This is a genomic window from Bacillus sp. FSL K6-1106 (assembly GCF_038005245.1).
In the GTDB taxonomy this organism is placed as follows: domain Bacteria; phylum Bacillota; class Bacilli; order Bacillales; family Bacillaceae; genus Bacillus; species Bacillus altitudinis.
On sequence record NZ_JBBOSV010000001.1, the window covers coordinates 891,619 to 915,780 of the forward strand.

The 24,162-nt window shown below is 41.1% G+C and carries 28 protein-coding genes and 1 other annotated feature; of the genes, 10 read left to right on the forward strand and 18 right to left on the reverse strand.

What is annotated here, in order from left to right; all coding sequences use genetic code 11:
• Window positions 1-119: 119 nt before the first annotated feature.
• From xerD to MHI20_RS04625, 8 genes are all read right to left on the reverse strand, one after another.
• Complete coding sequence (gene xerD / locus MHI20_RS04585; RefSeq protein ID WP_007501057.1) at window positions 120-1,010, reverse strand: site-specific tyrosine recombinase XerD; 891 nt, start codon at window positions 1,008-1,010, stop codon at window positions 120-122.
• Between the two features lie 6 nt (window positions 1,011-1,016).
• A complete protein-coding gene (locus tag MHI20_RS04590) occupies window positions 1,017-1,244 on the reverse strand; it encodes a YqzK family protein (protein WP_024718934.1) in 228 nt (75 codons plus the stop codon).
• A 117-nt stretch (window positions 1,245-1,361) separates the two neighbouring features.
• Window positions 1,362-1,814 (reverse strand): ferric iron uptake transcriptional regulator, encoded by a 453-nt coding sequence (gene fur, locus MHI20_RS04595; RefSeq protein ID WP_003215577.1) that lies wholly within the window; start codon window positions 1,812-1,814, stop codon window positions 1,362-1,364.
• A 121-nt stretch (window positions 1,815-1,935) separates the two neighbouring features.
• A complete protein-coding gene (gene spoIIM, locus MHI20_RS04600) occupies window positions 1,936-2,580 on the reverse strand; it encodes a stage II sporulation protein M (protein WP_017367532.1) in 645 nt (214 codons plus the stop codon).
• 116 nt (window positions 2,581-2,696) lie between these two features.
• On the reverse strand, window positions 2,697-3,827 hold the full coding sequence (locus MHI20_RS04605) for a S8 family peptidase (RefSeq protein WP_024718936.1): 1,131 nt from the start codon (window positions 3,825-3,827) through the stop codon (window positions 2,697-2,699).
• A gap of 605 nt (window positions 3,828-4,432) precedes the next feature.
• Entirely contained in the window at window positions 4,433-4,885 is a 453-nt protein-coding gene (locus tag MHI20_RS04615) for a GNAT family N-acetyltransferase (protein ID WP_008343848.1), read from the reverse strand.
• Window positions 4,872-6,053 carry a TIGR00375 family protein gene (locus MHI20_RS04620; protein ID WP_268360833.1) on the reverse strand — a complete coding sequence of 394 codons (1,182 nt, stop codon included), beginning with the start codon at window positions 6,051-6,053 and terminating at the stop codon, window positions 4,872-4,874. Before MHI20_RS04620 ends, MHI20_RS04615 begins: the two co-directional genes overlap by 14 nt.
• A complete protein-coding gene (locus MHI20_RS04625; protein ID WP_340936938.1) occupies window positions 6,050-6,607 on the reverse strand; it encodes an NUDIX hydrolase in 558 nt (185 codons plus the stop codon). Before MHI20_RS04625 ends, MHI20_RS04620 begins: the two co-directional genes overlap by 4 nt.
• Before the next feature lie 168 nt (window positions 6,608-6,775).
• Here MHI20_RS04625 and MHI20_RS04630 point away from each other — a divergent pair, with 168 nt between their 5' ends.
• The gene (locus tag MHI20_RS04630; protein ID WP_268356526.1) at window positions 6,776-7,702 is read left to right on the forward strand and encodes an aldo/keto reductase; all 927 of its coding nucleotides are present in this window, start codon (window positions 6,776-6,778) and stop codon (window positions 7,700-7,702) included.
• Window positions 7,703-7,877: 175 nt separating this feature from the next.
• Here MHI20_RS04630 and MHI20_RS04635 read toward each other — a convergent pair whose 3' ends face one another.
• On the reverse strand, window positions 7,878-8,102 hold the full coding sequence (locus MHI20_RS04635; RefSeq protein WP_041091974.1) for a YqkE family protein: 225 nt from the start codon (window positions 8,100-8,102) through the stop codon (window positions 7,878-7,880).
• Window positions 8,103-8,221: 119 nt separating this feature from the next.
• Here MHI20_RS04635 and MHI20_RS04640 point away from each other — a divergent pair, with 119 nt between their 5' ends.
• Window positions 8,222-9,151 (forward strand): alpha/beta hydrolase, encoded by a 930-nt coding sequence (locus tag MHI20_RS04640; protein ID WP_025207572.1) that lies wholly within the window; start codon window positions 8,222-8,224, stop codon window positions 9,149-9,151.
• A 24-nt stretch (window positions 9,152-9,175) separates the two neighbouring features.
• On the opposite strand, the gene MHI20_RS04645 is transcribed toward MHI20_RS04640, so the two are convergent.
• The 3 genes from MHI20_RS04645 to MHI20_RS04655 form a co-directional block, all read right to left on the reverse strand.
• The gene (locus MHI20_RS04645) at window positions 9,176-10,438 is read right to left on the reverse strand and encodes a response regulator aspartate phosphatase (protein ID WP_025207573.1); all 1,263 of its coding nucleotides are present in this window, start codon (window positions 10,436-10,438) and stop codon (window positions 9,176-9,178) included.
• A gap of 300 nt (window positions 10,439-10,738) precedes the next feature.
• The gene (locus MHI20_RS04650; RefSeq protein WP_008343836.1) at window positions 10,739-10,978 is read right to left on the reverse strand and encodes a YqkC family protein; all 240 of its coding nucleotides are present in this window, start codon (window positions 10,976-10,978) and stop codon (window positions 10,739-10,741) included.
• A gap of 12 nt (window positions 10,979-10,990) precedes the next feature.
• Window positions 10,991-11,317, reverse strand: a complete 327-nt coding sequence (locus tag MHI20_RS04655; protein ID WP_340936947.1) for an iron-sulfur cluster biosynthesis family protein — start codon at window positions 11,315-11,317, stop codon at window positions 10,991-10,993.
• A gap of 212 nt (window positions 11,318-11,529) precedes the next feature.
• Here MHI20_RS04655 and MHI20_RS04660 point away from each other — a divergent pair, with 212 nt between their 5' ends.
• Entirely contained in the window at window positions 11,530-12,237 is a 708-nt protein-coding gene (locus tag MHI20_RS04660; protein WP_340936948.1) for an expansin EXLX1 family cellulose-binding protein, read from the forward strand.
• 17 nt (window positions 12,238-12,254) lie between these two features.
• Here the strand turns inward: MHI20_RS04660 and MHI20_RS04665 are convergent, their stop codons facing one another.
• A complete protein-coding gene (locus MHI20_RS04665; RefSeq protein ID WP_340936949.1) occupies window positions 12,255-13,229 on the reverse strand; it encodes a bifunctional GNAT family N-acetyltransferase/GrpB family protein in 975 nt (324 codons plus the stop codon).
• Window positions 13,226-13,705: a GNAT family N-acetyltransferase gene (locus tag MHI20_RS04670; RefSeq protein WP_007501073.1), complete on the reverse strand. Its 480-nt coding sequence runs from the start codon at window positions 13,703-13,705 to the stop codon at window positions 13,226-13,228. The genes MHI20_RS04665 and MHI20_RS04670 overlap by 4 nt, the downstream gene beginning before the upstream one ends.
• Window positions 13,706-13,987: 282 nt before the next feature.
• Between MHI20_RS04670 and MHI20_RS04675 the strand changes: the two genes are divergently transcribed.
• The 4 genes from MHI20_RS04675 to MHI20_RS04690 all read left to right on the forward strand — a co-directional run bounded on the left by MHI20_RS04675 (window position 13,988) and on the right by MHI20_RS04690 (window position 17,638).
• Window positions 13,988-14,437, forward strand: a complete 450-nt coding sequence (locus MHI20_RS04675) for a YfmQ family protein (protein ID WP_024718948.1) — start codon at window positions 13,988-13,990, stop codon at window positions 14,435-14,437.
• A 141-nt stretch (window positions 14,438-14,578) separates the two neighbouring features.
• Window positions 14,579-15,811 (forward strand): DNA polymerase IV, encoded by a 1,233-nt coding sequence (locus tag MHI20_RS04680; RefSeq protein WP_073414018.1) that lies wholly within the window; start codon window positions 14,579-14,581, stop codon window positions 15,809-15,811.
• A gap of 15 nt (window positions 15,812-15,826) precedes the next feature.
• Window positions 15,827-16,171: a YolD-like family protein gene (locus tag MHI20_RS04685; protein WP_017367544.1), complete on the forward strand. Its 345-nt coding sequence runs from the start codon at window positions 15,827-15,829 to the stop codon at window positions 16,169-16,171.
• A gap of 231 nt (window positions 16,172-16,402) precedes the next feature.
• Window positions 16,403-17,638 carry an MDR family MFS transporter gene (locus tag MHI20_RS04690; protein WP_008343828.1) on the forward strand — a complete coding sequence of 412 codons (1,236 nt, stop codon included), beginning with the start codon at window positions 16,403-16,405 and terminating at the stop codon, window positions 17,636-17,638.
• Window positions 17,639-17,667: 29 nt separating this feature from the next.
• Here MHI20_RS04690 and coaA read toward each other — a convergent pair whose 3' ends face one another.
• Window positions 17,668-18,627: a type I pantothenate kinase gene (coaA, locus tag MHI20_RS04695; protein ID WP_008342294.1), complete on the reverse strand. Its 960-nt coding sequence runs from the start codon at window positions 18,625-18,627 to the stop codon at window positions 17,668-17,670.
• 188 nt (window positions 18,628-18,815) lie between these two features.
• Between coaA and MHI20_RS04700 the strand changes: the two genes are divergently transcribed.
• Window positions 18,816-20,144, forward strand: coding sequence for a CoA-disulfide reductase (locus MHI20_RS04700; protein ID WP_340936957.1), 1,329 nt, complete (start codon window positions 18,816-18,818; stop codon window positions 20,142-20,144).
• 8 nt (window positions 20,145-20,152) lie between these two features.
• The gene (locus MHI20_RS04705) at window positions 20,153-20,575 is read left to right on the forward strand and encodes a VOC family protein (protein ID WP_231947209.1); all 423 of its coding nucleotides are present in this window, start codon (window positions 20,153-20,155) and stop codon (window positions 20,573-20,575) included.
• Window positions 20,576-20,591: 16 nt separating this feature from the next.
• On the opposite strand, the gene MHI20_RS04710 is transcribed toward MHI20_RS04705, so the two are convergent.
• Complete coding sequence (locus MHI20_RS04710) at window positions 20,592-21,368, reverse strand: SDR family NAD(P)-dependent oxidoreductase (RefSeq protein WP_007501086.1); 777 nt, start codon at window positions 21,366-21,368, stop codon at window positions 20,592-20,594.
• Window positions 21,369-22,331: an MBL fold metallo-hydrolase gene (locus tag MHI20_RS04715; protein WP_327872545.1), complete on the reverse strand. Its 963-nt coding sequence runs from the start codon at window positions 22,329-22,331 to the stop codon at window positions 21,369-21,371. It abuts the gene before it with no gap.
• A 168-nt stretch (window positions 22,332-22,499) separates the two neighbouring features.
• Window positions 22,500-22,711, forward strand: a binding site (T-box leader).
• Between the two features lie 41 nt (window positions 22,712-22,752).
• On the opposite strand from MHI20_RS04715, the gene proC reads away from it, so the two are divergent.
• Window positions 22,753-23,580 carry a pyrroline-5-carboxylate reductase gene (proC, locus tag MHI20_RS04720; RefSeq protein WP_340936966.1) on the forward strand — a complete coding sequence of 276 codons (828 nt, stop codon included), beginning with the start codon at window positions 22,753-22,755 and terminating at the stop codon, window positions 23,578-23,580.
• A gap of 35 nt (window positions 23,581-23,615) precedes the next feature.
• Here the strand turns inward: proC and MHI20_RS04725 are convergent, their stop codons facing one another.
• Window positions 23,616-24,107 (reverse strand): DinB family protein, encoded by a 492-nt coding sequence (locus tag MHI20_RS04725; RefSeq protein WP_340936968.1) that lies wholly within the window; start codon window positions 24,105-24,107, stop codon window positions 23,616-23,618.
• Window positions 24,108-24,162: the final 55 nt, after the last annotated feature.

A 24,162-nucleotide genomic window follows, 5' to 3' on the forward strand; every position in this document is an offset into this window, starting at 1 on the left:
ACCTTTCACAACTGGAGAGGTCAGACATCTCAAGTATAAACCGTTTTCAAGTCAATTGACAACCATAAACGGTCCAAACATAAAAAAGCATGATACACGTTCACCGTGCCATGCTTTACTTATGCCCTTGGATGGAATTTGTGATACACGTCTTTTAATCTTGTTTTTGTGACATGTGTGTAAATTTGTGTAGTAGAAATATCGGCATGTCCGAGCATTTCCTGTACGGCTCTAAGATCCGCACCGTTTTCAAGCAAATGTGTCGCAAATGAATGTCTGAGCGTATGAGGCGTCAGTTCTTTTTGAATACCTGCTTCTATGGCTCGTTTCTTTAAGTTCTTCCAAAAGCCCTGCCGCGACATTTTTTTTCCGTGATGATTCAGAAACAAGGCATCGGCCGGCTGTTTTTTGAGCAGCTTGTTTCTGCCTTTTTCTATATACACTTCAATCGCACTTGCAGCAGCTTCACCAATAGGCACGATTCGCTCTTTTCTTCCTTTTCCAAAACAGCGGATAAACCCCATGGTCAGATGCACATCTGCAAGAGTCAGATCAAGCATTTCACTTACGCGAATACCTGTTGCATATAAAAGTTCGAGCATGGCTTTGTCACGGTAGTCAAATGGTGTTTGCTGCTTAGGTGTATCGAGCAGCTTTTCTACCTCATCTAATGATAGAACTTTCGGTAATTTCCGCTCTGTTTTTTGTGATTCAATGTTCCATGACGGGTCATCTGTTGTCACTTTTTCACGGAGCAAAAATTGATGAAAGGAGCGTATCGATGATAGATGACGGACGGACGTTTTACTCGATTTCCCCTCGTCTTTTAACTGTTTTAAATAATGAATAATATGAAGGCGTGTGACGTCTTTTACATCTGTCAATTGTTCATGCGTCATTAAAAAAGACAAATAGTTCTGTAAATCTCTTTTATAAGAGACAATGGTATTTTCAGAGAGTCCTCTCTCTACTGTCATAAAATGAATAAAGTCGGATAATTGATCCTTCAATGGTTTCTACTCCCCGTTTTGATAAAAATAAATCAATCGATCCTGCCACCTGTCTTGTTTCGGCTGATCCATTTCCATCACTTTTATCGCTGCACCTTCTGGTTTATCATAACGATGATAGCTTTCATATTCTGAATTTATCCATATCATAGCATAATAGAACAGGACGGTAAAACCAGTGAATAAGATAAATACTTTCATTACTTCACCTGTTGTTTTGAGCCATTTTCGCATGTTCTTCATGTCCTTTCTCGTGTTCTCATTACTTCAGCATATGCCAGGTGGGACAAGGAATATACAGCGAACATGCAAAAAACCTTTTCATTTTGAATGAAAAGGTTCCAATTCGGATTATTTGCCGGATTCATCATCATGACACCGGTGGCAAATACCATGGAATGTCAATCTATGATCCTTAATTTTAAATTTCCAGTCGCGTTCAATAATTTCTTCAACATCTTCTAATAAATCATCTTCTATCTCATCGACTGTTCCGCATTCCATACAGACAAGATGGTGATGGAAGTGAGCGGCTCCTTCTTTGCGAAGATCATATCGCGAAACGCCGTCTCCAAAGTTAATTTTATCAACAACTTTCAGTTCAGTAAGCAATTCTAACGTCCGATAAACAGTAGCAAGACCAATTTCAGGAGACTTCTCTTTTACGAGGAGGTATACATCTTCTGCACTTAAATGGTCTTCTTCATTCTCAAGCAGTACTCTTACTGTTGCTTCACGCTGTGGCGTGAGCTTATAGCTGGAAGAATGAAGCTGTTTCTTAATTCGATCAATCCGATTTTCCATTGACTTTCCCTCCTACGCCACATTACTTGATCATTATATCAAATGATGTGCAGAGAGCCAACTATAATCATTTTAAATTGATAAATAAATTGATTATTATTTAATAACAATTATAAAATCATCAAAACAGAACACCTGCCAGCTTTTTCATCAGCATAAATGATAAGTATGATTCAAAAAAGGACGAAAGAGCAGCGAGGGTTAAAATCATCAGTAGAACAGAAGCATACCGGCCAAACCAATGGATTGGCGCTTGACTGATGGTTTTTTTCATAAAAAGCTGACCAATTAAACGAATGGAGAACGCAATCGCACAAGTTCCGATCACTAAATACGCAGGAATGAGCAAGATATTTTGAGGAAGCACCGAGACAAAAGAAAGAAAAAAACCGCTAAGCCCCATTTGATTGACCAAAAAACCGACAGTAAACCCAACTACAATCCCTTTTAGAAAGATCATAAGAAAAATAAGCGGCAGGCCAATGATGGAAATTCCGAGTATCCACATGAGGCCCAAATATTTCATATGATGCAAAAAGCTTTGCAAAAACATTTCTTTTGATTCTGCTGCTTTCTCATTCGTCAGTTGACCAAAAAATTGATTTAAATAGTAGAATAAATCCTCTTTCTGACTCATTGTCATACTATTGACGATAATGGCTCCAAAAATGACGCCCATTAAAAATAGTACAGAAACAAACAAATAAATTGATAAATGATCTTTCACGTGCTGAAGAAGATGTTCTTTCCAAGACTTTTTCCGCATGCGCCTTCCTCCCAAATAGTAAAGGTTACTAGATTCTATGAGAGAGCAGACGAAACATGACAGTTTTATGAAAAGAAAAAACGAGAAAGCAGCTGCACACTGCTTTCTCGTTTCCTTTATCGTGCAGCTTTTTGTACGTTCACAAGCCCAGCCCCATAATAAAAAGGTTCGCCAAGTTTTGTTGCCGTTTTTGTCAGCCTTTCACGCAATTCATCATTTGTGAGATTCGGATGTTTTGATAGAATGACTGCCGCAGCACCAGCTACATGAGGTGATGCCATAGACGTTCCACTCTTATATCCATATTCGTTATGAGGAATGGTACTTAATGTTGAAACACCTGGTGCTGATACTTCCACTTCCTCCCCAACAGAGGAATCAAAGGCTCTTTGCTTTCGTTGATCCACTGATGCGACTGCCATGACAGAGCTGTATTTGGCCGGGTAATCTATCGTATTAAGTGACCCGTAGCTCCCAGCATTTCCTGCAGATGCGACAATGAGAATCCCGTTGTCATATGCTCGATCGACCGCTTCTTTCAGCGCCTCCGATTCACTTGCTCCCCCCATACTAATATTGATGACATCCATCTCATTCTCAATCGCCCATTCAATGCCTTTAATGATCCAGCTATAGTAGCCGTCACCATTTTCATCTGCCACTTTCACCGCATAGATCGAAGCTTTTGGTGCCACACCAACGACGCCTACCTTATTATCTAATGCTGCGATCGTGCCTGCAACGTGGGTTCCGTGTTCATGCGGGTCAACGAGCGGATCGGACTCTGTTGGAACAAAGCTGACACCACCAGTTACATGTAAATCTTCATGCTTGCCGTCAATTCCACTGTCAAGAACAGCTACTTTGACATTCTGTCCGGCATATCCTCGTTTATGTACCTTTTGTGCTTTAATGCTTTTGATACCATAAGGGACGCTTTGACCGCTTGTTTTTGCTTTTTGGTCTTCCTCAATAAAAGTAACTTCTTTTGCTTGATGTAGTTTTTCTTTTGATGCTTCGTTCAACGAAACTTTCATCATATCTATTTTATCTATTGATTCTTTCACATGACCGCCAGCTTTTTCAACAAGCTGTTTTTGTGTTTTGTCTTGAACGGAAGAAGAAAAACCGATCATATACTCTTTTTTTGCTTGATCCTTTGCAGATACATCTGATGCGCCGAATGTCATCGATGCCAGCAGCATACTTGCCATACAAAGCCCTGCTCCAAATGATTTGACCTTCACGATACCCACTCTCCCTTTCATTTCTTTTTGTCATTTAACTACATTTTTAGACAAAAAGAAACGACCGTTTGTCCTATTTTTTAAAATTTTTCCAATTATTTGATCTACTTGTCACAAAAAAGCAAAATAAAAATGCTTATGATCCTGTTCATAGCGATCATAAGCATTCCTACCTTTATGTTTTTTCATCATATGCTGCAAGGCTTCTTGTTTTGTTTTTGTCTTTCTTTCGTGTGTACTAAAATGCGGTATATTTCCTCTCGATTGTTCTGGATTTCGACTGTGCTGCCTTTGAAGGTGTTCTCTCTTTTTCTTTGCTTTGCTTTGCTTTTTCCCATTTCGCAAAACCCCTTTCGTTGTCGTTATGATACATGAAAGAACCTAAAAAAGATAGACGTATACACGTCTATCTCAAATTGTTGACAAAAGGCTAAAATGTACTTGATTTTAGCCTTTTGTCTTCTTTTCAGCGTGATAGAAAACCTTTGCAGTCTAGGAAGGACGAGCACTGGCGCGGAGCGAATTTGACATTCGTGAGCACCGGAGCGCAGGGCTGACAAAGAATGCGAGGGTTTGTCTACACGCTGAAATAGACGTATACACGCCTATCTTTCTTTTCTCACCATATCAAGATGCGGAATTCCATCCTCATCATAACAATCTGAGACAGCTTCGAAGCCAAACGATTCGTAGAACGATTTCAAATAAGCCTGTGCTTGGATTTTAATCTTTGTTTCGCCTAATTCACTGAGCTTTTTTATCGCCTGATCGAGCAGGATCTTCCCGTAACCCTTTTTTCGGCCGGTCTTCGTCACAAGGACACGGCCAATGGATGCCTCTTTGTACATGATCCCGCTTTGGAAAATGCGGCAATAAGCCACAATCGTGCCGTTCTCTTTGGCGATTACATGCAGCGCCTCTTGATCACGATGATCAATTTCAGGATAAGGACATGTTTGTTCTACAACAAACACATTCACTCTTTCCATTAAAATCAGGTAAAGGTCTTCTTTAGACAGTTGTTCAAATGTGTGACATGTCCATTTAAGTTGATTCATGATTGATATCCACCTTACCGTAGACCCCGCCTCCGCCAGCGATCAGTCCAACTTCACCTCTTCTTGCTTTGATGATGTAATCGGCTGTTTTCTCAGGCAGGACCGCTTTTAATTCTTGTTCTGTTGCTTGATGAAGAATATTCATCTCTGTATGAAAGACAGCTTTTAACTTTTCTAACGTTTTGGCTCCAACACCTGGAATAAATTGAAGGGGAAGCTGGTGAACATAAGGAGGTCTTATTCCTTTGTCACTTTCTTGGTCAGCAAGCTCCTTTAACCGCTCACTCACCCCTTTTGTCATTCGGGTATGGCCGCATGCTTCGCACTGTTCTTGCTCCTGACTGTCAGGTCTTACTCCGCATTTCTCACAAGTCGTATGATAATACTTTCCGAGCCGCGGAGCGAGCCCATAATTTCCAGTGATGTTTCTGCCATCTTTTCCTTGAAGCGCTAGCTCGAATTCAGCAAAGGAGGCATGATCCATTCGGATCTTAGTATATTCCCGCGCAATTTTCCCTAAAGAATGGGCATCTGAATTTGTTAAAAAAGGATAGCGGTTTAGCTCACTTAGCTGGGAGGCCATAGACGTATCACAGCTAAGGCCAAGCTCAACAGCATCAATGAGTTCTGGATCGAATACTTCGGTTAAAGACGTATTGACCCCTTTGCCGTATAAACTTTTATGCGGCGTAAAAATATGGGCAGGAATAAATAATCCCCCTAGTTCCTTCACCTTATGCTGAAGCGTTCTCCCATCCACATATAACCGCTGTGAACTCAAATGCACATTTTTCATATGAAGAGAAAGCCATGCGGAAAACTCAGACATTTTACGAAGCGTGGGCATAAAGGCAAGCACATGAATCGGACCTTTTGATTGGTCATCATTGATTTCTAGCTCACTGCCTAAAAGCAAAACGGTCTTTCCAAATGATAAACCGCCATCGCTTAGTTCAGTGTACGTGCCTTCCTCTACACCTTCTATCAATTCTTCTAGTACTTCAGGAGATTGTGCATCAATCACACCAATCATCCCCATCCCTTTACTTTGAGACGCTTCAATGAGAATTTGGTCAATGGTCAGTGACCTTGCACCTGTAATTTTGACAGCCCTGCCTGTTCTTGTTCGACCAATATGAATATGGATATCTGCAAAGAATTCCCTCATTTTGTAGACTTAAGTACCTCTTGCAATTGTAAGTATTGAATGGCATAGGCTGTTTTTGCATCATAAATATGCTGTTTTTCGATGAGGTGCAGCGCTTCTTCTAATGAAACTTCCATCACTTCGACAAATTCATCCTCATCCAGCTCTCGTTTCTCTTCAAGCGGGACCAGCTGATCGGCAAGGTAGATATGAACAATTTCATCCGCAAACCCTGGTGATGTATAAAAGGCGGTCAGCTTTTGGAGCTCCTGAGATGTATAGCCTGTCTCTTCTTCCAATTCTCTCAGTGCTGTATGTGCCGGCTCTTCTCCTTTTTCTAATTTTCCAGCCGGGATCTCAACGATGGCTCTCTCCAGTGCTTTACGGTATTGTTTGACCAAAATGATTTTATTTTCGTCTGTACGTGCAATGACTGCTACTGCACCTGGATGTTTAATGATCTCGCGTTTGCCTGGTTTTCCGTTCGGCAATTCTACATCTTCAAGAACCAAGTCAATGATTTTTCCGTTATATAATGTTTTTGACGATAATGTTTTTTCTTCAAAGTCCTTCAATTTTGTCAGCTCCTCGTTCTACTTTCACTTTTTACTTCATTCATTTTAACATAGATGTTTTAGGAGAAGCCAAAATGCGGATGCCTGCTTCAATGCGCCTTTTGAAATCACCTAGCTTGAATTCCAGAATTGTTTCACTTAATGTGAAAGGATAGGAGTGTGATTGAATTGAAAAAAAGACGAATTGGCACCTCTGATCTCTTGGTTAGTGAGGCGGCACTAGGATGTATGTCCCTTGGGACTGAAAAAGAAAAAGCGCTCTCTTTATTAGATGAAGCCATTGATCTTGGGATTAACTATTTGGATACAGCTGATTTATATGATTTTGGAACAAATGAGGAAATCGTCGGGGAAGCCATTAAGAACAGACGCCAAGATCTGATTTTGGCCACAAAAGGCGGCAACCGCTTTGAAAAAGGCAAACCTGGCTGGGACTGGGATCCTTCAAAAGCATATATAAAAGAAGCAGTGAAACAAAGCCTGAAACGACTTCAAACAGATTATATTGATTTATATCAATTGCATGGCGGCACAATTGACGATCCAATTGACGAAACCATCGAGGCATTTGAAGAATTGGTTGAAGAAGGTGTCATTCGCTATTACGGCATATCGTCGATCCGTCCGAATGTCATTAAAGAATACGCCAAAAAATCAAATATCGTGAGTGTGATGATGCAATATAGTTTACTCGATCGTCGCCCAGAAGAATGGTTCTCTCTTCTTGAAGAACAAAGCATTAGTGTCGTGGCAAGAGGTCCTTTAGCAAAAGGATTATTAACTGAAAAACCCCTTTCGCAAGCAAGTGCGGCGATTCAAAAGAACGGGTATCTTGAATATTCATTTGAAGAGCTCCAGCAAATCATTCCTTCGTTAAAGAAAGTCGCTTATGACCTATCACTGACAGAGCTGTCCATTCAATACTTGCTCAAGCATTCTGCAGTCAGCTCTGTTGTTTTTGGCGCAAGCTCGGTGAAACAGTTAAAAGAAAATGTGGCAGCGGCAAATGCACGTTCATTAAGCGACCAAGAAGTTAAAGCTTTGTCATATTTCACAAAACAGTCTGTGTATGAGGCGCATCGTTTGAATCAATAGAATACAAATGGAAGAACAGCTTGCCACTTATGTTTTGTTTTAATGTACAACCCTATTGGTGCGATTCTGAAATGAAGTGATACGAGGGAGTCAGACGTGTTTTCTCTTAGGCTCATGTAGTATGTATTCATCTCAATGATATAACATAAAAAAGGGAGCATCGTAGCTCCCTTTTTTAACTTTTATACTTTCTCCAGTCTAAATGACTTTCATCTAGCAGCTCTGAGAAGCTTTTATTTTTTTCTTTTTCTTTCTGTTGCCGAAGGAGGTCTTGTCGTTTTTGTTCTTCTCTTTTTTCTGTCTCGGCGGCCAGATTCTGCTTCATTTGAAGGAGCTGCTGTTTCACATCATCCTTTATGCCGTCCTTTAGCTTTGCTTGATCTTGATTGCTCTTTTTCACTGTGCCTCTCTCCTTTTGCTTTAGTGTATCATCCGTTTTATTTGCTCAGCAAGAGTCACGCCAAACTCCCAACATGTGGTATGATCTTCATAGAAACCCTTCGGAAAGGAAGAATCAGCTTGAAGAAGAAATGGCTCGCTATACTCGCCTTGGTATTATTTCCACTCGCTGCAATCGGCATTTTTTTTACCAATAAAATGATGTATATACGAAAATTAACGGATGAAGAGCTCATCAAACGAGAATCAGATGAAGGGCACTATCATCACGAGGAGTTTCAACAGCTGCAAAAAGAGAAAGTTTGTATTCCTTCAACATTTGGTTATGATCTTCATGGCTATTTTGTACCGCTCCCTCATACAACACGCACCATCGTTCTTTGTCACGGGGTTACAGTCAGTTTGATCAATTCCGTGAAGTATATGAAATTATTCCAAAAGCTTGGATGGAATGTGCTGCTTTATGATCATAGAAGACATGGGATGAGCGGCGGAAAAACAACGAGCTATGGATATTATGAAAAAGAAGATTTGGCTCGAGTCGTCAAGTGGCTGAGAAAAAGGCTTGGGGAAAAAGCAATCATTGGGATACACGGAGAATCGATGGGCGCAGTCACAACTTTATTATATGCTGCAAAACCGGATGCAAACGCCAATTTTTACATCGCTGATTGTCCTTTTGCTTCCTTTGAGGATCAGCTTCTATATCGATTAAAAACAGATTTTCGTCTTTCAGGACAGTGGATTCTTCCACTAAGTGATCAAGTGTTGAAATGGCGGGACGGATACAGCATTCGGCAAGTTTCTCCACTTGATGTAATTGATCAGGTGAAAGAACCTATTCTTTTTATTCATAGCCTCCATGATGACTATATCCCTTGTGAGCAAAGCGAGCAGTTATACGCACGCAAAAAAGGTGATAAACGGCTATTTATTGCGCCACATGGTGCGCATGCGATGTCTTATAGTGACAATAAGGAAGTCTATGAACAAGAGGTCGAAGCATTTCTGGAAGCATTTCAATTCAATCAAAATGAAAGAGGAGAATGAACAGCCGTTCGTCTCCTCTTTTTGCTAACTTATACGATAGTCACCACTGTTGTATGGTGTCTGCCCGCCAGCTCCATATGGCTCTCTTCCGATTGCTGCTGACTCATGACCGATAACCCTGCAGTTGCTGCCAATAAAAGAACTATCAAACTCATTTTCATATAAATGACCTCCATTTTGAATTTTTGATATGGCTTGAATTTTCCTTTCGTAATACCGGGTAGAAACTTCAAATAATCCAAGCTCATTATAATAATGAGCCGCATCAAGTGCCAGTTCCTCAATATCTGGGTATAAACGCTTGTCCTCCAACAAATCTAATGTATCGTCTATGATTTTTATTTCTGCATCAACGTATAATGCTTTTAAAAACTGAAACTTGCAGATGTAAATTTCATCTTCTAATTCACAGGCTTTCATAATACCTTGTTGATAGAGGGTTAACGACTCTTCTATTTGTTTTTGTTTAAACAGGATTTGGGTCAGCATAAATAGTGGGTCTAGAGAGCGATTCAGATGGGTTAAATTCTCCTTTTCAAACACTTCAAGAGAGTCTTTGAGATAGCGACTTGCTGTAGCAAGATCGTTCATTTGGTAATAGCAGTTACCTAAGTTGAAAAGGGCCGAACCTATGACTCGAGGGTTTCCAATTGAGCGTGCTCGCTTTAGAGCATTTTTAAAGTAGGGCAATGCATGTTCATAGCATTTCAAATCATCATAGTTTGCACCGATGACAAATTCACAGTGGATGATTCTCAGCGTGTACGTTCTGTAGGCAGAGTACGTATCTAACGCTTGCAAAGCATAGTGCATCGAAAAGTGGGTTTGTTTCATGTGGTAGTATATTTCTGCTAATTTAAAATAAAATTCTGCTCTTTCTATATCATCTGATATGAGATTGAGCTTTTTTTCTGCGGAACGGTAATAAGCAATGGCGCTCAAATAGTTTCTCTGTTCAAATTCAAACATCCCTGTAAAAAAATGAACATAATATTCAAGCATATCTGTTAATTTGTTCTGCGAATGTTCAATTGTTTCTAGAAGCTTCTTAATCTCCTCATCATTCGAGGCTTTTTTTGCCGGTTCAAAATATTCAAGCATGACCTTATGTCGAAAATCCATCAGCTGGTAAAAAAGCAGCAAGTTCTGATCTTGCTCCATCTCAAGGATTTCCTGCTCGATCTCGGCCTTTAGCTTCTCTGCTTTCATGACATGAAATCCGCAAATCTGCCTATACCATTCGTTTATTTTGATTCCAACCTGAGGCGATGACAGCTTGAGCTTCAATTCACCTTAGCACCTCCCTCCTCATGTACGATACATGTTGTATTCTATCATATTTCCTCGAATGGAAGAAATATGAAATGTCGTTTTTCGTAAAGTTTTCGGTATCCCGCAATAACCGCTTTCATTGCCGATTTTTCGGCATTTACAGTCTCTATTTTTCTCTTTCTATTTTTCTCATTTTGTCGAAATATTTGTTAAAAATGACTTTTTATCGTTGAAAAATCTCATTTTTCAAATTAGACAGTTCTCCTGTTTGATGAGATGATGATGGCACAAAAAAAGCCCTCTTCAGCAAAGGGCTTATAACACATCTGTTACGTGTTCCATATTCTCTTTTATCCAACTGACTGCTAATTCAAGCGTTGGAAATTCTTCCGTTTCAAATGTGACTTCATCTTGGAGAAGCCAGACGTCCTTTTTTACTGAATCCATTCCACCGATTGACCAGTGCAAAAGGCTATATGGATGATTATTATTTAAAAACGACACCCACGTTTTATTTTGTGCCGTATTTTGTATCACTTTCAGCTTTTGATCCACTACGTTTCCACCTTACTTTACAAGTATACCCATTCTCGGGCTGAGTATTTGTTGAGGACTTTTCAACATAAGTGTATTGGCTTTTTCATTAAAATCAATCGTCATTTCCTCGTCAAAAAACACCTTTTGTGCTGTGTGTATATATAGTTTTAAATGTTGGCTATTTTTAAGTGGTTCCCATTCACCTGTTCTTTCACTTGTTAACCAAAGCATCGGTACGCCACTCACTGCACAGCCACAACCTTCTGAATCGTAGCGAAGCAGTAATTCCTTCGTTCCGTTTCCTGTTTGCTGTTTTTCTATATACATTTTAGCCAGTTCTGTGATGTGAATATACATGGCGAACATCCTTTTTAAATTGATGCTTACATTGTAACACATAAAACACCATAAAACATGACACACGACTAAATCCGAAAGTCATACTCTTTGAAATACACGCTCTTCTCACTAGGATTATATCTATCTATTGGCTCTTTCTGCATCCTGTTTTTTAGAATTATACTGATGACGCTATCAATTTTAAAAGAAGAAACAGGAGGTTTTAGATCGTGAAAAAAAGATTATCTCTCTGCTTTATCGGGGCGCTGATATTGATGTTGAGTTTCACTATGCCCAACATGAAAGCGGCATCTATCCTTGATGAAGTACGAGAAAGCTATGCGACTTATACAGGATCTGGTTACTCAGGGGGCGCCGCTTTATTAGATCCTATTCCCTCTGACATGGAAATTACAGCTTTAAATCCCCATGACTATAACTATAAAGGGGTAAATGCGGCACTTGCAGGGGCTTACCTTGAAGTAACGGGGCCAAAAGGAAAGACCGTTGTGTATGTAACCGATAAATATCCAGAAGGAGCAAAAGGAGCTCTTGATCTTTCTCCTAATGCCTTTGCCAAAATTGGCAATATGGCAGACGGAAAAATCCCAATTAGTTGGAAAATTATAAAAGCACCGATTAGCGGAAATGTAGCTTACAGAATAAAGGAAGGTAGCAGTGAGTGGTGGGCTGCGATTCAAGTGCGCAATCATAAATACCCGATTATGAAAATGGAATATTATAAAGATGGACAATGGGTGAACATGGAAAAGACAGACTACAACCATTTCCTTGGCTTTCATATGGGGTCTACATCTCTTCCTGTTCGAATCACAGATATCCGCGGAGTCATAGTAAAGGATCAATTACCCGCTCTTCCATCTACTGCTGCTTCACAGGCCTATATTGTAAAAGGCAATGTTCAACTTCCTAATTAACGAGGAGAAGAGGCAGCTTATTTAAGAGCTCCCTCTCTTCCTTTTTTATCCCAGCGATATGCCTCATTTTCTATTTCTTTTATGATTTCATTCTTTCCCGCCATATAGCTTTGTATATCTTCCGGATACTGCTTTGCTAATTGTTCCTTGACAGACGCATACGCTTCAGCTCGTTCTGGGTGGAGTCTTAAGTAATTTCGAAACAATAAATGTCTTTTCACATCAGGATGATTCCTTTCATACACATGGACATGATGCGTACGATTCAAGCCACCCTTTTGAAAAAAGCGTCTCCCTTTTATACCATTTTCACCGAGCGCTTCGTATCCAAGGTGTTCAAATCTCTCTTTTTTTCTATCAATCTCTTCTATATCGCTTACTTCTATTAATATATCTATAATTGGTTTGGCAACAAGTCCTGTAACTGACGTACTGCCAATATGATATCCTTCTATCCAGATCTTTTGAATGATTTGCTTGAGTCGCTGCTTTTCTTGACGGAATTCTTCATGCCATTCTTTTTTGAATTCGACAACCTCAACCTTGCGTCGCGGTGTCCATTTCATTTTTGATAGGGTGAGCTCTTTTGCCACATGAATGACATTTGTTTCAAAAAACCCTAATTTTTCATATAGCCTTTTTGCAGGGGTGTTTTCCTGCCCTGTGGTCAGTTCTATCGGAACATTCTTTTCCATGATTGTGGACATGAGTCTTGTTCCAATGCCCTGTTTTAGCGCTTTGGGATGCACAGCCAATCGACTTATGGTCAGACAATCTTTTAGCTCTTCATATGAAACTACGCCTAATAAGAGATCATGTTGCTCAAAACCAATAAATTGCTCTTTTGCTTTCATGACATCTTGAATGGTCTCTTTTAATGGCGGAAGATCAGCATAGCCAATTTGTTCAGCTTCTTGTTGGTATGCAACTAGTTGAATATGTAAAATCTGCTTTGCTACATCACTTATTGTGTGATCTAAATGAACAATCATTTCATTGCCTCCAGCTTCTTCACAAATAACACACGGTCTTCATGAATGCCATCGTAATCTGAAAAGACTGAGATGCCATCTACTGTTTTATCTCCCTTTTCTATCTGAAACCCGAGTTTTGTATGGTAAGCAATGGAGACTTTATTGATAGGAGCTGTGACAGCTTTAATTGTTGTTCTTCCTTCCTTTTCAGCCGCTTCATAAAAAGCTTGATAGAGGATTTTACCTATCTTTAATTTACGGTGATCTGGGTGGACGCCAACAAAGTGAATATAGGCTTCATCCGAATGAGATTGCGATAAAAAACCAACCAAAAAGCCGATCAGCTCTCCCTTTTCAACGACAACAAAACTTGTTTGCTGGAAATGTTCAAAAAAGAGCTTTGGCAATTTTGCACGCAAATCTCTGCCTCCCCACCAGCTTTGAATGACGGATGTGACTGCGTAAAAATCTGACGGTTTCACTTGACGTATCATGATGGCCTCGCCCCTTTTTCCATTTTGGCTTTCCTTTGATTCGTTTTTTCTCAAAAATGCGATTGTTTCAATAGTCTACTGTCTGATCAAATGGTTGTAAAGACAGTATGCCTGTCTTTTTTCATATTCACTTGTTGGTTCTTCGTCTTTCAGCCGTCATCTCCTTTTAAATCTTCACACTTATTTCAAAAAGTTCACTTTTTGTGCGAAAGTTTCATTCATTTGTTATGTTAAGATGGTTCATATAGGAAATGGTACAAATGTTTATTGGAGATGATGAGATTGGTTTGGGTTGTTATTTCGCTTGTTGTATTTAGTCTTTTAAAGCTGCTTGTCACCTCTTTGCCTTCTGGTGTTGTTGAGCGCCTTTTTAGCCGCTACGCCGTACATGCTAAAGTAACAAGTGAGCAAACAAATATTACTTTTCAAGGTCGTTCGCTTGATGAGCAGCGAGCATCTGAAATCATTCAACATTTTAATGATGCGATCTTTATTGAACGCTATTATATTTACCCTGGTGATGAAGAACGCTTTCTTCATCCGAATGAAGGGCCAGCGCCGCTTACTATGCAAACAAAGCATGGGAAGCATGATGTCACCCTTTATCTGTTCCATTATGATGACCATGTGGATGTGGTTCGGCAGTTTACACATAAGCCAAAGAAAAAGCTGATGGCTTATCGTCTGCGTTCTGAACCGCTCCAAACATTCCACAACATGGCACATGCCTAACAATCGTTGCAGCAGACGAGACGAAGTGTTCACCACTTCGTCTTTTTTGTATGGACAGCTTTTGAATGATTTACCAGTATGAATTTCACCTCATGTTGTTTACAATAGATACAGAACATACGTTCTAAGAGGTGAAGTACAATGAATGAACGAGCCATTCTGCTTGTGGATATGCAGTCATTTTATGCATCAGTTGAGAAGGTGGAGGCGCCTCATTTGGAGAATGTGCCGCTCATTGTCTCTGGAGATCCAGAACGAAGAAGCGGAGTCGTCCTGGCAGCCTGCCCTCTCGCGAAGAAACGTGGCGTACAAAATGCATCAAGGTTATGGGAAGCACAGGAGAAATGTCCTGAAGCAGTGGTTGTACGTCCACGTATGCAGCGCTATCTCGATGTTTCGGTCATGATTACAGAACTGCTTGAACAATACACAGACCTTGTCGAGCCATATTCCATTGATGAACAGTTTCTTGATATTACAGGCAGTCTTACACTATTCGGCTCTCCACATGAGATCGCTCAACATATACAAACAACGATTATGAACCAGACTGGCATTTACGCACGTGTGGGCATCGGCCCTAATAAAGTGCTCGCTAAAATGGCCTGTGACCATTTTGCCAAAAAAAACACATCCGGCATCTATGAACTGAGTGCCGACCGGGTTGCTGCTGATTTATGGCCGCTTCCAATTGGAAAATTATTTGGCGTCGGCAAACGAATGGAGCATCATTTGAAACGAATGGGCATCAGTACTATTGGCACACTTGCTACTTATCCGTTAGACCGATTAAAAAAACGCTGGGGAATCAATGGGGAGCTTCTGCAGCGAACAGCTTTAGGACACGATCCCTCCCCAGTCACTATTCACACACATGATCAGCAAAAAGCCGTTGGGCATCATATGACCCTTCCCCGTGATTACGCATCTTTTGAGGAGATCAAAGTCGCTCTTCTTGAATTGAGTGAGGAAGTCGCTAGGCGGGCACGTTTTAAGCATTATCTCGGTCAAACGGTGTCTGTTGGTGTAAGAGGGGCTGATTTTTCACATCCAACAGGCTTTCATCGACAAATGAAGCTTCATTCACCGACACAGTATGGCTCAGATATTGCAGAGGCAGCGATTCAGCTATGCCAGCAGCACTGGGATGGCCAGCCCATTCGCAGTGTAGGCATTACCCTCTCACAGCTGCAGCCTGACAGCCACTATCAGCTGACTTTATTTGATCATCATTTGAAGAAAGATCAACTCAGCAAAGTATTTGATGAAATCCATCTGAAATATGGACCTGCGGCATTATTACATGCTTCGTCACTGACAAGCGCAGGGCAGGTATATCACCGCGCCGAAAAAATTGGCGGGCATTACAAATAACGGAGGCGAACAAGCATGAATCCCAATAAATTAACACCTGGATACAACATCATGTGGGAATCAAGCCGAATGATGCTACCAGAGCACCGGGAGCAACTACTTGCTCAAAAACGAAAGAAAAAAGAATATACACCTCTACCGCTCAGCTCCGATCAACTAGAGGAAATGAATGTTTTGATCACACAGTCGATTACCGAGGATCAAGCGATTTGCGTGACATATGTCTCATCAGGCATGAAAGCACAGTTTTGGGGCTGGGTGAAAGCCATTCATTATGAAACACGCCAAATGAAAATCGTGAATGACGAAGATGTTCTAAACCTTTCCTTACATCAAATTATTGCCATCGATCTCAATTGATTTTCGCAAAACGAAAACATGATCATTGAAAAACACGCTTCGTTTTTCCGAAAAAATTATGACCCATCAAGGCTTAAAACCTTGAAAACGAGGCATATGCTCTTCGAATGAACGGAACGGTTCAAGCTTCTCTGTCATTTGACGGATGACTCCTCCATCAAATTGTGTATTTAATTTGCACAATTTTTCATGTATGATTGGAACATCTTACAAACTCAGGGGAGACACAGCATGAAAAATAACTTACGCACTTTACATCCACTTAGTTGGACGATCATCATCGGCACGATATTTGGCCGAATGGCGACATCCATGAGCATTCCCTTTTTAGCCGTTTATTTGACACAAGTCAAAGGCGCCTCAGCCTCTTCAGCTGGATTGATCATTGCCGTCAGCTCTCTTATTGGGATTGTTGCGAGTTTTTACGGCGGCTATGTTTCCGACCGAATTGGCAGAAAAAAGGTCATGCTTTTATCCATCTTTGGCTGGACACTTGTCTTTGTTGGCTTCGCGTTTGCAGATGCCATTTGGGTCTTCTTTTTTATGAATGCTTTAAATGGACTGTGCCGGGCGCTGTTTGAACCAACGTCTAAAGCACTCTTATCCGATGTCACCCCATCGAGCATTCGGTTGTTTGTCTTTAACTTACGGTATACGGCCATTAACATTGGTGTCATTTTCGGCCCGCTGCTTGGCTTATATCTCGGGTCATCAAAAACGACTTTTCCATTTCTCGTCGCTGCCCTCATTTACTTGTTGTACGGGTTAACACTGGCATGGCAATTTCAAAAGCATCCAGTGGCTGCTCCAGAAAGCACCAAACAAATCGGCGTCAAAAAAGCTCTTTCCATTATTCAGAAAGATACGGTCTTTAGCATCATCCTCATTGGCGTTACTTTATGTTCATTTGGCTATTCACACCTAAGCTCAACACTGCCTCAATATTTATCGGCATCCCCTATGATTGAGGATGGTCCTAAACTGTTTGGGTATCTTTTATCCTTAAACGCAGTGGTTGTCATTGTCGTTCAGTACCCGCTGATTATGATCGCTAAGCGCTATTCAACGATTTTGTCATTAACGACTGGGAACGTGCTTCTAGCAGGCAGTTTATTTGCCATTGCTTTTTCACAAAGTCTCGGTACGCTTGCTTTTATCATTGTCGTGTTTACGATTGGTGAAGTGCTGCTCTTTGCGATGATGGATCTGTTTGTAGACAATATTGCAAAACCTGAAGTGAAAGGATCATACTTCGGCGCAATGGGGTTTTCTCAGCTCGGCAGCGTCGTCGGACCGTTTGTCGGAGGATTGTGTATTGACTTATTTGGCGCAGCCCATCCCCTTTCTATTTTTTCAGTCTTGGCGATTGTCACCGCTGCAGGCGTTCCGTTTTTACTCATCGGATACTACCGCCTAAAAAAACGAACGGCGGCTGCCGTGGCTGTGAAAGTAAGTGGAGGTCATTAAAAAAACCGCTCTCAATTGAGCGGTTTTCTTTATACCCTGCGGATGGCGATCTCTTCCACCTTATGCTGATCGCCTTTTTTTAAAATCAAATCGGCTCTATATTTTGTCGGCAAAATATTTTCATATAAATTAGGCCGGTTCACTGTATTCCAAATCGTGCTTGCCATCTGATCTGCTTCTTCATCCGTCAAATCTTTGTATTGATGAAAGAAGGATTCAGGGTCTTGGAAGGCTGTTTCCCGCAGCAAACGGAACCGTTCTTTATACCAGCATTGAATTTGCGTCTCAGCGGCATCTACATAAATCGAAAAATCGAAGTAATCTGATACAAACACGCGCGGCTCATCCTTCAGATCATCCAGTGCCGGTGATTGCAACACATTGATCCCTTCAATGATGACAATATCTGCATCTTCTACTGTTTCATACACCCCTTCAAGACGGTCATAGGTCAGATGTGAATATACAGGTGCATGCACAGTTTGTTTCCCTGATTTTAATTCATTTAAAAACGAAAGTAGCGCTTTAACATCATAGCTTTCCGGGAAGCCTTTCTTTTCCATCAGCCCCCGATCTTTTAACTCTTTTTGAGGATACAAAAAGCCGTCCGTTGTTACAAGACTCACCTTCAGCCCATCTCCAAGCCTTGATAAAAGCGTTTCAATAATACGTGCTGTCGTGCTTTTTCCGACGGCCACACTTCCTGCAATCCCAATTAAAAAAGGGATTTTCGCATGATGCGGGTAGTTTAAAAAAGCATTGACATGCTGATTTTTTTGTTTTTCTGCAAAGACATGTAATGTCAGAAACCGAATAAGCGGTATGTAAATATCTCGCACTTCTTCTAGCGATAAGTAGTCGTTTAATCCTTGAAGTGCTCTCACTTCTTCTTCTGAAACAGATACCGGCATATATTCTCCAAGAGCGGCCCATGCCTCTCTCGTATGGCGTGTATATAGTGTATTAAAATCTAGTCGTTCGTCACCCAAAGTCTTTCCCACCAATCTAAACTAAACTCATAACCAAAAAGACGATAATCCGATTGTAGCTTAAAATGAAGGCGCTGTCTTTATTTTTCAACGAAAGTTTGCTTCTTTTGCGAAAAAAAAGCATTAAATAAAGGAAAATGAGGGTAAATAAGAGTATTCAGTTTGATAGATAGAAGGGAGCACACCAAATGAAATATGTGATGATTGGCGGAGATGCAGCAGGAATGAGCTGCGCTATGCAAATATATAGAGAGGATCCAGACGCACAAATTGTAGCTTTTGAAAAAGGAGAGATTTTCTCATATGGACAGTGCGGACTCCCCTACTTGATCGGCGGTCTCATTGATCATCACAGAAAACTCATCGCACGTAGCGCTGACACTTTTCGTGACAAATACGGAATTGATGCCAGATGCTTACACGAAGTGACCTCAATTGACCCGGAGCAAAAAACAGTATCGGGTATTCATTCTAAAACAAAAAAGCCCTTTACAGAAACGTATGACCGCCTGTTAATTGCGACAGGAGCAAGCCCCGTCACACTTGATCTAGACAGTCATTCATTAGAAGGTGTCCACGTATTAAAAACAATCCCGCATGCGCTGTCTATTTTAGACAATCTAAAAAAAGACGTCACACATATCACGATCATCGGCGGAGGATATATCGGCTTAGAAATGGCAGAAAATTTAAAAGGGCTAGGCAAAGACGTTCATATCATTCAGCGGGGTGCAACACTTGGCCCAGGCTTTGATCCCGATATGGCAAAGTATCTGAAAGAAGAAGCAGACAATCAAAGTATTCACGTGGTACTTGGTGAAACAGTGCAAAAGTTAAAGGGCAAGACACATGTAACAGCTGTTCAAACAGACAAACAGACCATTGAAACAGATATGGTCATCATTGCCGTTGGCGTCACTCCGCAAACATCCTTTTTAGACAGCACAGGAATTCAGCGTCTTCAAAATGGTGCAGTTGTTGTGAATGAATACATGCAGACCAATGTACAAGATATCTATGCGGCTGGTGACTGCGCAGCGACCTACCACCGTATCAAAAAGGAACTGGACTATATTCCGCTCGGCACGACAGCAAATAAACAAGGAAGAATCGCAGGCTTTCATATGACAGGAACAAACCGTGCGTTTCAAGGCGTAACCGGCACAGCGGTGATGAAATTTATGGACGTGACGGCGGGACGAACAGGTTTGTCAGAGAAAGAAGCAAAAGACGCGGGCCTTCCTTTCTCCACCATCACCATCGACAGCACTGACCACGCTGGATATTACCCAGATGCAGAGAAAATAAAAGTGAAACTGATTTACAGAAGCGATGATCACACCTTGCTTGGCACACAAATCATCGGTAAAGAAGGTGTTGATAAACGAATTGATGTCATGGCAACTGCTCTTTATCAAGGGCTGACTGTGACAGACCTTGAAGATTTAGATATTAGCTATGCCCCTCCTTTTAACAGTGTATGGGATCCACTTCAGCAAGCGGCAAGACGAATATAGAAAAAGGAGTGAAGCCATTGACCATTCAACAAATTGCTACGATTGAAATTCCTGTGACTGATATCCCCCGGGCTGTCTCTTGGTATGAACAGATTTTAGAGATGATCGTTCTACATCAATCAGAAGAAGCCGCCATGCTCACTTTTACCCATGGCGAGGGACCTTCTTTTTATCTCGTCAAAACAAAACACGAGAAACGAATCTACTTTATGAACTCTTTTACAGGAGTTCGGCATAGTATGATTGATCTATTTGTGAAGGATTTAAAAAACTTTCACCAGTATTTAAGCGAGCATGAAGTGACCGTATCGGATATTCAAATATTAGCTGACCCAGACTTAGGCGGTTTTAGCTTTGAAGATGTTGATGGCAATGTCTTTGGCGTCACCAATATTAAGCCCCATCAAACAAAAAAAGAAACCAGCCTGTGACCGGTTTCTTTTTTTGTTATTTTTTCATCATCGCTTTACGTGCTGCTTTTTCAAATAAAAACGGGAATAATTGATACAATTTACTGCCAGCATTCATCCATCCTGGTAAATTAATCTCTCTTTTTTTTGTCATCATGGCGGATACGACCTTCCCTGCTACCTTGTCAGCACTGAGCATCATAAAATCAACATTTTTCACATATTCACCACTGCGATCTGCAATGGTAAAGAAGTCTGTGGCAATCGGTCCTGGATTGACGGTTGTGACATGAATCCCGCTGTCTGCCAGCTCCATTCTGAGGCTGTTTGAAAATCCGAGAACCGCATGTTTTGATGCGGAATAGATGGCGGATTTAGGGGTGGCAATTTTTCCTGCCTGTGACGCTATATTGATAATATGTCCCTTCCCTCTTTGTTTCATCTCAGGAAGGACCTTTTTTGTGCAGGCAATTAAACCAAAGACATTGACCTCAAACATCGACACCATTTCCTCAATGGATGCGTCTTCGACGAGATCGAACACACCAAAGCCGGCATTGTTCACCAAAATATCAACAGCACCCACTTGTTGATAGGCTTGATCAATGTCCTCAAGCTGACTGACATCAAGCTGAACGATGTGACATACGCCGCCAGCACTTATAATCTTTTCTTTTACACCTGTGAGCTTTTCAATTCGCCTTGCCGACACAATGATTTCTGCTCCTTCGGCTGCTGCCAAGTACGCCATCTTTTCACCAATACCGCCTGAAGCACCTGTAATCCATATTCTCTTTCCTGTTAGTCGCCCCATTTATTTCACTCCTTCATTTGCTCGATAGTAGAGGATTCCGTCTTTTTGCACTTCTTCAATATGTCCAGCCGCTAAAAGCACATCAAGCTGTCCGACTGTCTCAGACATTGTCAGAAATAATGCTTCTTCATACAGGCCCGGAAATAGGGTGCGACAAAGATGAAAGGCGGTCATTTCCTTTCGTTGAAGCAGCTGATACATCGTATTTGCCCGTTTTTCCTGTTTTTTAAATCTTTCTTCGATCAATTCGTGATGAGAGGTAATGAGCTGGCCATGCCCTGGATAAATCGCCTGAATGGGCAAATGCAATAAACGCTCGAGTGATGCTTTATATTGAAGCAGCGATTTTTGACGTTCTGTTCCTTTCATTGGCGCTTCCATTAACGGATTGGAAGAAATGGTCGTAAGCAGCAGATCACCGCCGATGAAATTCCCTGTTGTTTCATCTAAAAAAGAAAGATGAGATTGTGCATGTCCCGGTGTCTCTAGCACTTGGAAGTGCTCATGTCCCTTCAAACGATCGCCTTCTTTTATGACGTCATCGACATGTGCCGTACATGAATATGTATAAGACTGCCTCACAATTCTTTCACACTCACCTTGACGAAGCGGCACACCTAACTGCTGAAAAAAATCATTCATAAAATGGATTTGACGCTGTTTAAACGCTGCATCCTGACTAATATAGGGCTCATTCAACTCGTGTCCGATGACACGGACATGGGATTTCATCAGATCTAAAAGACCGACATGATCTGCATGATGATGTGTCAAAACCACTTGATCAATATCATCTATTGATAAATGATGTTCCTTTAATTGCGTGACAAAGGCATGCTGTGCCTCTTGTGTCATCGGTCCGCAATCGACTAAGGTCACGGTATCGCCTTTTAATACATATGCATGGACATCCCCCACCGCAAACGGTGTAGGGATGGATAATTGAATCATTTCTTCTTTCACTTTTATACGTCATCTCCTGATTTTTGACTCATAGATCATCTGAACTCACTCTCTTTATTCATTGTATCTTGCAAAGGGCAGACTGTCATGCGGTTTAGATGGTCAATTTTTTTATCTCTCCCTATTGACACAAACTTGTCCATCGTTGCATAATGAACAACAAATATAAGATGCGCGATGACAAGGATTAGTAAGCAAAATAACGATGCAAGAGAGTGAGGTCCGCCGGCTGTAAGACTTCACCATCCTCTTATTTGCTGAACCTGCCCTTTGAGCTGTTAGGCAAACCTAAACGTTTCCCGCGTTAAGGGACTAGAGCTGAGTATGCAACATTGCATGCTAATTGAGGGTGGTACCGCGAAAAACCTTTCGTCCTTTGCAGACGAGAGGTTTTTTTATTTTCTACAAGGAGGAGCAGCTTATGAGTAAAATTGGATTTATTGGTGCAGGCTCAATGGCCGAGTCTATGATTAAAGGTCTTTTAAAGAGCGGCATTATGTCAAATGAAGATATCATTGTCACAAATAAAACAAATGAAAAACGATTAGAAGAATTAAATGCACGTTATGGAGTCAAAACAGATTTCGCGCGTTCCTTTATTTATGAAGAAGCCGATATGCTGGTGTTTGCTTTAAAACCAAAAGATGCGGAAAGTGGCATTTCTGAAGTAAGGCCCCATTTAAATGGACAGCTGATTATTTCTATTTTAGCGGGCATTTCTATTGAAACCATTCAGCATTATGCTGGCGCAAAAACGGCGGTGGTTCGTGCGATGCCAAATACATCAGCAGCCATACAACAATCCGCTACTGGTATTGCTGTCAGTGATGAAGTCACAGAGGCGCAAAAGGAAAAAGCAGTTCAGCTGTTTGAAACGATCGGTCATGTGACGGTTTTAGATGAATCACAGCTGAATGCGGTCACAGCCATTGCAGGCAGCGGTCCTGCCTTTATTTATCATTTGATTGAAGGAATGGAGCGAGGTGCATCGGAACTTGGGATGGACCAAGAGACAGCGAAATTGCTCATTTGTCAAATGATTGCAGGCGCTGCAAATATGCTTCAGGATAGCGGTAAGGAACCTACTGAATTGCGCAAAGAAATTACGAGCGAAGGTGGAACGACAGAAGCAGGACTGAATACCCTTGCTTCCTATCAATTTGAAGAAGCGATTGTCGATTGTGTGAAAACAGCGACAAAACGCGCAGCAGAATTAAACGATATGTTTTCAGCGAGTACGTATAAGTAAGAGAGCAAAGCACCTGCCTTGATGACAGGTGCTTTTCATCTATCACTCGATGCTCTCATGGACATAATGGCTTTGATTTGATCGAGGTGATGAATTTCATGTAAAGCAATGGTTTCAGCTAATATTTGGACTGTCATCATCCCTTCTTCAGGATGGAGACCTGAAAAAGCCCATGTATCCTTTTCTAATAGTTGTAGTGTTTTGTTTCTGCTCTCTTTTAAGCGCTCGATCAATGCACTGACCTCTTGTGCGGTATACGTTTCATAAGCTCTTCCCTTCACATATATCTCTGGATCATATGATGCGAAAAGCGTGTGCTCATTTAATATTGCCTGCTCTATCCGCTCTGACCAGACTTCTTCTGTATCATACAAATGTCCAACAATTTGTTTAATCGACCACTTGCCTTCCCCAAAAGATTCATCTAATGTAGCCTCATCACATGTCCATAATAACTCCTCAAGCTTACGCAAACTCTCATGAAGTGATGTCATGATCTCTGTTTTTGTTAGTACTCCTGTTTTCACTCTCACAATCCCCCTTCAAATATATGTAAGTATCATTCTATATCATACTCTATTT